The organism is Pseudomonadota bacterium (assembly GCA_030775045.1).
Lineage (GTDB): Bacteria > Pseudomonadota > Alphaproteobacteria > JALYJY01 > JALYJY01 > JALYJY01.
The window spans coordinates 1-10,468 of sequence record JALYJY010000025.1 but is presented as its reverse complement, the minus strand read 5'-3'; the positions used below and the strand labels follow the sequence as shown (position 1 = coordinate 10,468).

Annotated in this window: 10 protein-coding genes; 2 read left to right on the top strand and 8 right to left on the bottom strand. The window is 58.6% G+C overall.

All coding sequences use genetic code 11. The features are described from left to right. Positions 1-443 (bottom strand): RcnB family protein (locus M3O22_03560; protein ID MDP9195836.1); only part of this gene is annotated, 443 nt, incomplete at its 3' end. Positions 444-617: 174 nt separating this feature from the next. On the opposite strand from M3O22_03560, the gene M3O22_03555 reads away from it, so the two are divergent. Beyond that, positions 618-1,649 carry a hypothetical protein gene (locus tag M3O22_03555; protein MDP9195835.1) on the top strand — a complete coding sequence of 344 codons (1,032 nt, stop codon included), beginning with the start codon at positions 618-620 and terminating at the stop codon, positions 1,647-1,649. Positions 1,650-1,679: 30 nt separating this feature from the next. Here the strand turns inward: M3O22_03555 and xseA are convergent, their stop codons facing one another. From xseA to sufC, 5 genes are all read right to left on the bottom strand, one after another. Next, on the bottom strand, positions 1,680-2,990 hold the full coding sequence (gene xseA / locus M3O22_03550) for an exodeoxyribonuclease VII large subunit (protein ID MDP9195834.1): 1,311 nt from the start codon (positions 2,988-2,990) through the stop codon (positions 1,680-1,682). Next, positions 2,987-3,508 carry a hypothetical protein gene (locus M3O22_03545; GenBank protein MDP9195833.1) on the bottom strand — a complete coding sequence of 174 codons (522 nt, stop codon included), beginning with the start codon at positions 3,506-3,508 and terminating at the stop codon, positions 2,987-2,989. Before M3O22_03545 ends, xseA begins: the two co-directional genes overlap by 4 nt. 568 nt (positions 3,509-4,076) lie before the next feature. After that, the gene (locus tag M3O22_03540; GenBank protein MDP9195832.1) at positions 4,077-4,364 is read right to left on the bottom strand and encodes a hypothetical protein; all 288 of its coding nucleotides are present in this window, start codon (positions 4,362-4,364) and stop codon (positions 4,077-4,079) included. A 228-nt stretch (positions 4,365-4,592) separates the two neighbouring features. Next, entirely contained in the window at positions 4,593-5,840 is a 1,248-nt protein-coding gene (locus tag M3O22_03535) for a cysteine desulfurase (GenBank protein ID MDP9195831.1), read from the bottom strand. A gap of 8 nt (positions 5,841-5,848) precedes the next feature. Further along, positions 5,849-6,589: a Fe-S cluster assembly ATPase SufC gene (gene sufC, locus M3O22_03530; protein ID MDP9195830.1), complete on the bottom strand. Its 741-nt coding sequence runs from the start codon at positions 6,587-6,589 to the stop codon at positions 5,849-5,851. Between the two features lie 217 nt (positions 6,590-6,806). Here sufC and M3O22_03525 point away from each other — a divergent pair, with 217 nt between their 5' ends. Further along, on the top strand, positions 6,807-8,927 hold the full coding sequence (locus M3O22_03525) for a hypothetical protein (GenBank protein ID MDP9195829.1): 2,121 nt from the start codon (positions 6,807-6,809) through the stop codon (positions 8,925-8,927). Positions 8,928-8,929: 2 nt separating this feature from the next. On the opposite strand, the gene M3O22_03520 is transcribed toward M3O22_03525, so the two are convergent. Together M3O22_03520 and lpxK are read right to left on the bottom strand one after the other, a co-directional pair. Beyond that, positions 8,930-9,832: a lauroyl acyltransferase gene (locus M3O22_03520; GenBank protein MDP9195828.1), complete on the bottom strand. Its 903-nt coding sequence runs from the start codon at positions 9,830-9,832 to the stop codon at positions 8,930-8,932. After that, positions 9,829-10,468: tetraacyldisaccharide 4'-kinase (gene lpxK, locus M3O22_03515; GenBank protein ID MDP9195827.1), on the bottom strand; the 640-nt coding region annotated here is incomplete at its 5' end. The genes M3O22_03520 and lpxK, both read right to left, overlap by 4 nt.

Here is a 10,468-nt window from a genome sequence, read left to right as displayed (position 1 = left end):
ATGTCGAGAATAACGCCGGTGGCAGACTCGACCAGAAGGACGTCGTTGCCCACAACGACCCGCTTTTGCCCCTTCGGCAGGGCGGGCAGGATTTTTTCCAGATCAGAGGGCAGGTATCTTTTGGCAATGCCGGGGGGCAGGGGCTTGCCCCGCTCCAGATTCATGGCAATGCCGGGCGGAAGACCCTTGCCCTGTTTTCCATGACTTTTGTGTTTCTTCCCGTGGCCTTTCTTTCCTTTTCCGCCATGATCCTGGTCGGGATACGGCTCGCCCACGGCGATGCCTTCTTGGCCTGGATGCTTTTTGTAGAAGTCCTCAATCACCCGTTTCTGCGTGGCATCGAAAACGGTTTCAGTGACAGTCTTTCCGTTTGACAGTGTTTCGGCATGGGCCGGCGCGACAGCAAGAGCGGCCAGAACCAGACCAAGGGCAATGATACGCATAACGAACTCCTTCCTGAAAGGGACGGGACAGGTATTTTCTGACTCCGGAATATGTTGTTTCCGGGCCATTGCGGTGCACTGGCCATACAACCTTGACTTGTTAATAAAATATCATCTAGATCCTTGGGTATTTCATGGCCAGTTTCCGTGGCCTGTGAAAAGACAGGAGTTCCAATGCCGGCAGTATCCCGTTTTCTGACATTTGCACTTGCAGGCACAATGGCCGCCTGTGCCGGCGGTCCATCAGGGCAGAGGCAGAAAACCCCGTCCCCCGACGAAACGCAGGTCGTATTGCCCTGGTCCACCCGCGATGATATTGCAGAATTCATGCGCCTGCCGCAAGGCGAATGGGTCGGATATGCCAGGCAGAAAACAGACGGAATTGACTGTGGGAGAAAATCCGATGTCCGGAAAATATATGAAACTGAAATAAGCCGGACCCGTACCGGGTTTGATGCTGCTGTCATACAGCTGGAGAGCAGCGGGGTACTTGTCGCACAGCCCCTGACCGGTACCGGCAGAACGATCCTGATGCACAATCCGGCAGACTTCGGAAGCTTCCTGCGGCACTGGGAACTGGCAGAACAGATCCGTGCCCGTTGCCCTCTCATAAACCTGGGACACCATTCCCTTGAGGATTTCCATTTTCCTGCCCACATGAACAGGGTCATCGGGAAAATACCGGATGATGAAAAACGGAGGGTTCTTGCGTATGAAACCCGCATGGCAGCCTTGGTCCGGGAAATACAGGATGTTCGCAGGATCATTCTGGAACAGGACAGCCCCGCTGTTCTTTTGCAGGCACAGGACCGGATCCGGAACATGTACGGTGTGCTGGAAGACATCGAACGGGCAGACGATCCGTTTTTCAGTCATGTTATCGGAGACAACAGATGGATGCAGAACAGGAATGTCCTGATGGCCCTTCTCAGGCGGGAAATTGTCATTGACGATGCCCTTTACCTGCTGCGGGTCAGTCGGACAGGAGAGGCCTGCACCCTCCGGCATTTTGCAGACGCTGTCCGGGAAGAGGATATCATCAGGAACAGTCTTGCAACCCTTGGGCTTCACAGACCACAGTATGAAGCCATCAGGAAAGACTGGATGAGTCTCATCAATGAACTGCTTCCGGACCCTGACAGCTGCCCGGCCCCCCCCGGTACGCCCGCCAGGATAAACTCCGGGGTCATCGCGCCTTCCGGATAGGAAAGGGGCATATCCGGCAATACGTATCAATCAGGATGAGGGTGGTGGATCTGTTCCCCCGAAGAGTCCGGGCTGATCCTGCGGTGGTGTGCGCTTCTTTTTCCGGGCCGGTTTTTCTGGGACAGTACCGTTCCCCACCACAGCGGATGCTGTTCCGTCTTTCAGGGTAATGGACAGGGGCTGTCCCGGTTTCAGGTTGGCGGCTGATGAGATCACGTGGCTCTGATTATCCCGCACCAGGGCATAGCCGCGGGCGAGGACACTGTGAAACGAACAGCTGTCCAGAAGACCGGACAGGGTTTCCCATCTGGCCGTTCTTTTCTGCACCATGTTCCGGGCGGCCAGATGCAAACGCCCCGCGAATGACGTGACCGCCTGTTCCCGCAGGCGCACCAGGGCGGTGGGAGTCAGCAGGCCGCGGCGCAGGGCCTCAAGCCGCAGATGCCCCTGCTTCAGCCAGCGCAGTGGCGCGGTCTGCAGGCGTGATGACAGTTCAGCAACTGTGGTGACCAGGGCAGTTTTTTCCGGAACAGCCCGCTCGGCCGCGCCCGTCGGTGTGGGCGCACGCCAGTCTGCGGCATGATCGATGAGCGTGATATCCGGCTCATGCCCCACGCCGGAGATCAGGGGGATGCTGCTGGCCACGGCGGCGCGGACCACGACTTCCTCATTGAAGGGCATCAGGTCTTCCAGACTTCCGCCGCCGCGCGCCACAATGAGAAGATCGGGACGCGGTACAGGCCCACCCGGTGCAATGGCATTGAAGCCGGCAATGGCCGCGGCGATCTGGGCTGCTGCATCCTGTCCCTGTACCGCCACGGGCCACAACAGGACATGACAGGGAAAACGTCCGGACAGGCGGTGCAGGATGTCATGGAACACCGCGCCGCCGGGAGAGGTGATGACGCCGATGACAGACGGCAGGAATGGCAGGGGCTTTTTGCGCGCCGCATCGAACAGGCCCTCGGCAGCCAGGCGGCGGCGGCGGTCCTCCAGCATTTTCAGCAGCGCACCCTCGCCCGCCAGCTCCAGGTTCTCGATCACCAGCTGGTACTGGGACCGTCCGGGATAGGTGGTGAGGCGCCCGGTGCAGATGACCTCCATCCCGTCTTCCGGTCTGACCGGCAGGTGTGTGCCTTTCCAGCACACCGCCTCGATCACCGCGCGGTCATCCTTGAGGCGCAGGTACGTGTGGCCGGAGGTGTGGAATTTGGGCTGTGACACCTCGCCCCGTACACGCACCAGACCGAACCGGTCCTCAACGGTTTTTTTCAGGGCCTGCGACAGGTCGCTGACGGAATATTCCGGGACGTTGGAGGCAGGGGCGACAGTGTCGGTCACGGGCCGAAATCCCGGTACAGAAAACGTGTGGTGGTCAGTTTCCAGGTTTCATCGAAAGGAAAGGACGTATCCTGACCGTCCTCACGGTGGATGCGCGAGACGCCTCCCTGATCGATATGCTCCAGTACATACACGCCCCGGTCCGGGCAGGAAAAAACCTGGAATGTGTAAAGGCGCGGACCATTGAGTCTGGCGACAGAGAAGTCACCGTTATCGGTACAGTCCACAGTCTCCTGCCGGAACTGATGAACAGCAGGATCAGTGGTGTCAGGAAGGACTGTGAGGGTAAAGGCCTCTATATAATGTGTGACCGGATCCAGCCCGCGGGCTTCCAGAAAATCCTGCCCCGTCTGGACCCAGGCCTGTCTTTCGGGTTCCCGATACATCCATCCGGCAGTTGTCAGGATGCCCAGGATTCCGGCAACAGACAGTTTTCCCCGGTGGGCCTGCAGCGTTGCCCCGACGGTCTTGCGGAAACGGAGTTCCTGCTGTTCAGCCTGTGCGGCTGTCTGTTCCATCTGCGGTCCTTTCACCGGTTCATTCCCGTCATCCCGACCGAAGCCTTCAGGCGGAGTGGAGGGATCTCTTTCATAAAGGAGATCCTTCGACTTCGCATCGTGCTGCGATGCTTCGCTCAGGATGACAGAAAGGCAAAGTGTCTTCTGCAGGGATTATATCACCGTCTTCCTGTTTTGCAGCAGCGGTAATGCCGGGAAAATCTCCGTCGTACAGATTTTCCGGATGGAATTTTTCTGAAAAAACCTTTCGCTCATCCTGGAAGCGAAGTGCATTTCTGACTCTGCGACAGAAGGATGAGCGCGGAAAGTTTTTCGGGATGCAAGGTGGGGTCCGCTGTTTCTGAAACCTGAAAAAACAGCGTAAATGATGTGTTTTTCAGGCATGCTGATTCCGGAAAGTCTGCGAGGATTTTTGTGCGGCGAACGGGATTCTGACTCTCCGGGTGTTGCAGGATTGACTCACTGTATACCCACATCGCATGCATTGCAGATTGGGGCTGGTGATTTGTGAACAGCCGGTCTATGAAGAAAAGAAGCCGAGTCGGAAGATGTCCTGTCACAGGGTTCATCAACCGGATTCCGGTGACTGGTAAGTGATCTGTTCAATGCCATTCATCAAGGAGACAAACATGGCGACCAAGAAACCCGCGAAGAAAAAAACCGCTGCCAAAAAAACGACCGTGAAGAAAAAGGTTGCAGCGAAAAAGAAACCCGCTGCCAAAAAAACAGCGAAGAAAAAGCCTGCTGCGAAAAAAACCGCAGCGAAAAAGAAAGCAGCTCCCAAAAAGGCCGCTGCGAAAAAAGCAGCAGCACCCAAGGCCGCTGCAAAACCAGCCGCTCCGTCAGCAGTATCCATGATGGCGCCCCGGCTGATGGCCTGGTCCAAGAAGTAAGGAAGGGGGCAGGGGACGGTTTTCCCCTGCCATCCTTTTCTGTCGAGGGCTCTCCGGGTTACCCGGGGGACAGGCGATGGTCCTGATCCTTCGTCTTCCGGAAGAAATATTTCTTCCCGGAAAATGAAGAGCCTCTCTCTTTCCTTTTTTTTCGGAAAATTTTCCGGTTTCCGGATTTCAGAATCCTGTTTTCAGGATTTCCACATTTTCCTTGCTTCAAGCACCGCGTCAGCCAGCACATCCGCCTCGGTGCGGGTGTTATACACGGCGAAGGAGGCACGCGTTGTGGCTTCAACGCCCAGGTGGCGCATGAGGGGTTCGGCGCAGTGCTGGCCCACCCGTACGGCCACGCCGGCCCGGTCGATCAGCGTGCCCAGGTCGTGCGGATGGATGCCCTCGACCGTGAACGAGATGATGCTGGCCTTGCCCTCCGCCCGCCCCTGGATCGCCACGCCGGGAATGGCCAGAAGCTTTTCCGTGGCGTACTGCAGCAGGTCGTACTCGTGGGCCTGAATGGCGGGCCAGCCGATGGCACTGACCCAGTCTATCGCCGCGCCCAGGCCGATGACTTCCACGATGGGCGGTGTGCCGGCCTCGAACCGCATGGGGGGATCCTTGAAGGTGGTGCCGTCGAAACTGACCGACAGGATCATGTCGCCGCCGCCCTGGTACGGCGGCATTTTTTTCAGCAGTGGGTTTTTGCCGTACAGTACGCCCAGGCCCGTGGGGCCGTACAGCTTGTGTGCGGTGAAGATATAGAAGTCGGCGTCGATGGCCTGCACGTCCACGGGTCCATGCACAGCGGCCTGGCAGCCGTCGAACAGCACAGGGATATTTTTGTCATGGGCCAGGCGAGCGATCTGCTGGGCCGGCGTAATGGTGCCCAGCACGTTGGAGCCGTGGGTGATGCTCACCAGTTTTGTGCACGGGCCGAGGGCCTTTGCGTACGCGTCCATGTCCAGGTGCCCCGCGCTGTCTGTTGGGACGACCTTCAGGACGATGCCAACCTGTTTCTGCAGCAGCTGCCAGGGAACGATGTTGGCGTGGTGCTCCATGACCGACAGCACCACCTCGTCGCCCGCCTGGAAAAAGGTGCGGCCATAGCTTTGCGCCACCAGGTTGAAAGCCTCGGTGGCACTGTGGGTGAAGACGATGGTGTCGGGTGAGGGTGCGTTGATGAACCGGGCGACTTTGGTCCGTACGGTCTCAAACGCATCGGTGGCAGTCTGGCTGAGATAATGGACGCCGCGGTGCACGTTGGCATAGTCGTGCGCCATGAACCGGGCCATGGCATCGATGACCTGCCCGGGCTTCTGCGCACTGGCGGCATTGTCCAGATACACCAGCGGCCGGCCTGGCTTTCCGGGCCGGTCATGCACCGTGCGCGACAGGACGGGAAAGTCGGCGCGGATGCGGGCGATGTCGGGGGGGGGAGTCATGTCACTCCTCATGTCCCGAAGGCCGCGTAGCCCCTGTCTTCCAGTTCACGGGCCAGTTCAGGGCCGCCCGAGCGGACAATGCGGCCCTGCGCCATGATATGCACGTGGTCGGGCACGATATAGTCCAGCAGGCGCTGGTAGTGGGTAATGACAATCATGGCCCGGTTGGGGCTGCGCAGGCGGTTGATCCCGTCCGCCACGATGCGCAGGGCGTCAATGTCCAGGCCGCTGTCGGTTTCGTCCAGGATGGCCAGGGCCGGCTCCAGCAGGGCCATCTGCAGCGCCTCGTTGCGCTTTTTCTCGCCGCCGGAAAAGCCCACGTTGACAGCCCGTTTCAGCATGTCATCGGTCATGCCCAGAAGTTTCGCCTTCTCCCGCGCCAGTTTCAGGAATTCCAGCGCGTCCAGCTCCTTCTCCCCCCGGCCCCTGCGGCGGGCGTTGACGGCGGCCTTCAGGAACGTGGTGGTGGGGACACCGGGGATCTCCACGGGGTACTGGAACGCCAGAAACAGGCCCTGCAAGGCCCGTTGTTCCGGCTTCAGGGCCAGAAGGTCATGGTCCCGGAAGGTCACGGCGCCACCGGTGACCGTATACCCTTCCCGCCCGGCCAGCACATGGCCCAGCGTGGATTTGCCGGCCCCGTTGGGACCCATGATGGCGTGCACCTCCCCGGCTTTTACGGCCAGGGACAGGCCCTTCAGGATAGGCTTTTCGCCCACGGAAACGTGCAGATTGGCAATGGTCAGCATGGGGGAATAACTACCAGAGAAAAAGTGCAAGGAAAACCGGATCCTGCCCCATATTTACAGTATTTTAGGAAATTTGTGGTTTTGTGGAGGGGTAGGAACAGGTTTAAGGGGAGGGGTCGACATGGCCTCCGGGACAGGCAGAATAAAGGAAAGGCATATATCTGATGCCCCTTTGGCTTTTTCCGAAGCAGGGGATAACGATAAGACGCGTGACGCCATGGCTGTTTTTGGCTGTTGCGACGGGATAAAGGCTTTTCCTGATGAAAAGACCGGCGAAACTGTCTGGCGCTTGGATATTACGACTCTGGTCAAAAAAGGGTTTAAAAAAGACAGGCTGGTGCTTGAATCTACCTTGGAGACGTACGGAGTTTCCCGTAAAGAAGATCCGGAGAATGGAAAAACATACCTGACGCTCTCTGGTCCTGCCGGCGGCCTGTTGCATGCGATGGCGGAACGCCTCGGCAAGCCGGTGGTTGAGCTGGTTATGCAGGATCATCCTCACTGGCCCCGGGCCCAGACCAACATCGAGGTTCTGCACCAGGCATCGGAAAGTCTGAAACGGGTTGTGGATACAGTGCAGCCCTCCTCCATCACCCCTGTCCCTGTTTCTCCGGAAAGGGAAACTTCTTCTTCAGTGTCGGCTTCAGTTGATCCGGCCAAAGTGGAACTGACCCAGGACCAGGCTGAAAGAATTGCGGGGATGGAGTGGGCCATAAAAGGACAGGATACGGCCATAAGGTTGCTGAAGCCCGATTCTGATCCTGCTGCAATGGCTGATGATGCCCTTTTCCTGGCCCGGTTCGGCCTTTTTCCTGAAAAAGTACTCCGTCTGGAAAATAGCGCCATTGTTCCGGACACCACGGAAAACCGGGAACAGAACAGGGCTGATGGTTTCAGGGAAACCTGGAGGATTTCGGGAGAGGCGCAGACAAACCTTGTGGCAGAAGCCGGATTTATGAAGGGATATACCGGCGCAGCGCCGGAAAGGACTGTTACTCCAGTCATCTCTGCTGCTCCGGCGCCTGCTGTCGTTCCAGCAGAAGAAGAACCCACAAAACCCTCCGGGATTTCTGTTACAGGCAGGGCCGGAATGGAACCCGCTGCGGGTTCGGTGAAGACTGAACTGACCAGGACGCAGGCTGAAGCGATTGCCGGGATGGGATGGGTCGTCAGGGCCAGCAATCTGGACCCGTTTGTGCGCTTTCTTCCAAAGCAGGGCAGTCCGGAAAGAAACGATGCGCGTGATGAGAAAGTGTTGAGAGAATTGGATATCACACCTGAAAAAATGCTTCTGCTTTCAGATGGCAATCTTGCCGATGATACGCCGGATAACAGAAAAAGAGGGTTTACGGCAGAAATCTGGAAGGTTTTCGGAAAAAGAGAAACAGATCTTATAACGCAGGCTCTTGCCCTTCGGGAAGAATCCCTGGACAGCGCCAGAAAAACACCTGCCGCTGCCGCGTCTGTTTCCGGAGAAAAAGCCCCTCCTGTATCTTCCGCAGGGAAAATACCGGCTGGTGTGCCAGACAGGCCGCTGACCAGAGATCAGGCCAAAGCGATCGTGGGTATGAAGTTTCATAACCTGTTCAGCAATGATGACGCTTTTATTGGCAAGGCAAGATATCTGTCGCAGGCCGGTCACGCGGATGCAGAACGATTTGCCCGGGAGAGAAAGCTTCTTGAAGATGCCGGGATCAATATCAAGGTAATGCTGCAGGTGAATGACGCTGAAAAATCTGCGGTTGAGGCTACGCCTGAAAACCGGAAATTATATGGAGAGGGAATAGGAATACTCTCAGAACTGTGGGTCACCTCAGACAGAAAGAGCACAAGACGTGTCTTCGATGCTGCGAAAGTACTGGCAGGTGAAACAAGCGGTCCGAAAAAAACACCTGTCTCTCCTGCTACTTTCCGCAGGGAAGAGCCCACCACACCTTCCGTCAGCACAGCCGATATCAATCTGACCATGGATCAGGCCCGGGCCATTGTCGGTATGGGTGGGTGGAGAGTCGATGGCAACACAGCCATCAGGGAATTGTCTGAAGAGGATCGGACTTCTTCAAAGATGAATAAGGATTACACAGATCTTTGTCGGGCTGGAATCCATGTTTCCAGAAGGAAGCCCATAAGGGGGGCTGTAGAAGACAGCAGGGCTCCGGACAGTCAATGGGTGGCCTGGGGACCGGATGCCCTCAAGATACGGAAAGCTTTCGAGATGTGCAGGCCCGCTGATCTTGCTGCACACAAAGCAGTTGAACCGGGAGAGGGTACCTTGGCAGAAGGGCACCGCCGCTCCCGGCCGCGGCAGGCTGCCGTCCATGCCCCGCACCATATGTAACCCTACCCCTTGTTCCTCTTCCCCGATTCAGGCCAGCGGCGGTGGAGCCACAGCCACTGGCTTGGCCGTTCGCGGATCCAGCCTTCCAGCGTCGCGTTGATCCGGGTCATGATGGCTAGGACATCTGCTGCTGTATCGCCGGTGCGGGGCAGGTCCAGGGGTGGCAGGACGGTGACGCGGAACCGGGCGCCGTTCAGCCGCTCTACCCGCGCCAGGATGATGGGGCAGTCGAAGCGCAGGGCCAGTGCGGCCGGAGCGGGGGCTGTCCAGGCCGGCCGGCCGAAGAAAGGAACCGGAATGCCGGCACTCACTTTCTGGTCCACCAGAAGGCCCACCGTTCCCCCCTTGCCCAGAATGGAAACAAGTTCACGCAGGCCGGCGCTGCCCTTGGGGATCTGCCAGCTGGCGCCGGCGCGACGCATCCGTCGCACAAGCCCTTCCACCAGGGAATTATTGGGGGGGCGGTAGACAACGGCAATATCTGCGCCCTGTTTTCTGGCTGCCAGGGTGCTCAGTTCCCAGTTGCCCAGGTGTCCCGACAGGAAAAGGACACCTTTGCCCCGGGCCAGGGCTTCCGCCGCATGGTCGGCGCCCGTGATCTCGATCCGCTCCTGTCCGGCCCGGTCCAGCCGGCCCAGGTGGGGAAGTTCGGCCAGCACCCGGCCCAGGTTGTCCCACATGTCCCGAACCACCTTCTGTCTTTCATCCGGGGACAGCTCCGGCATGGCCAGCGCCAGATTGTGCAGCGCCACATGGTTGCCTTTCAGGATGGGTCCCAGGCACCGGCCCAGCCAGCCTCCCAGGGCCGAAGCCACATCCAGGGGCAGAAGGCCAAACACGATACAGGCTGTCCAGGCAGCGGCGGCCTCGATGACATGTCTGATATATCTGGACAAAGGGCTCATGGTGCAAACACAGAGGCCAGAAGTGTGTCCAGATCCTGCGGGGCAGCCCACTCCACAGTCTGTTCCACAATACAGATATTCCGGCAAAAGCTGCGGGGCAGACGCGCCGCGTCCTTGGCTGTGGTGACCAGAAGGGCGCGCAGCGCTTTTGCCCTGTCCGCCAAGGTTACCAGATCCTGTGTTGTATAGGGATAGTGGTCCGGATACGGCCGGGTTTCCACTATGTTCGCGCCAAGGGCCGTGCAGGTGTCAAAGAATCGTGTCGGCCGCCCCGTTCCTGCAAAGGCGAGAACGCGCCGGCTGTGCATCGGTATGGAGGGGAGGGGAACGGTCCTGGCCCGCAGGACGGGTTTACCGCTGGCCTGCAGGGTGTCCATGACATCGTCGCCGGCCTCGCCTTTCAGGACGATGGCGTCTGCCCGGTCCAGTCCGTTCTTCACGCTTTCGCGCAAGGGGCCAGCGGGGATCAGGCGGCCGTTGCCAAAGCCGGATTTGCCATCCACCACAACCAGGGACAGGTCCTTGATCAGCGAGGGATTCTGGAACCCGTCGTCCATGATGACGACGTCGGCCCCGAGGCTGACAAGCAGCTTCGCCCCGGCCGGGCGGTCGACCGCGACGACAGTCGGCCCGGAC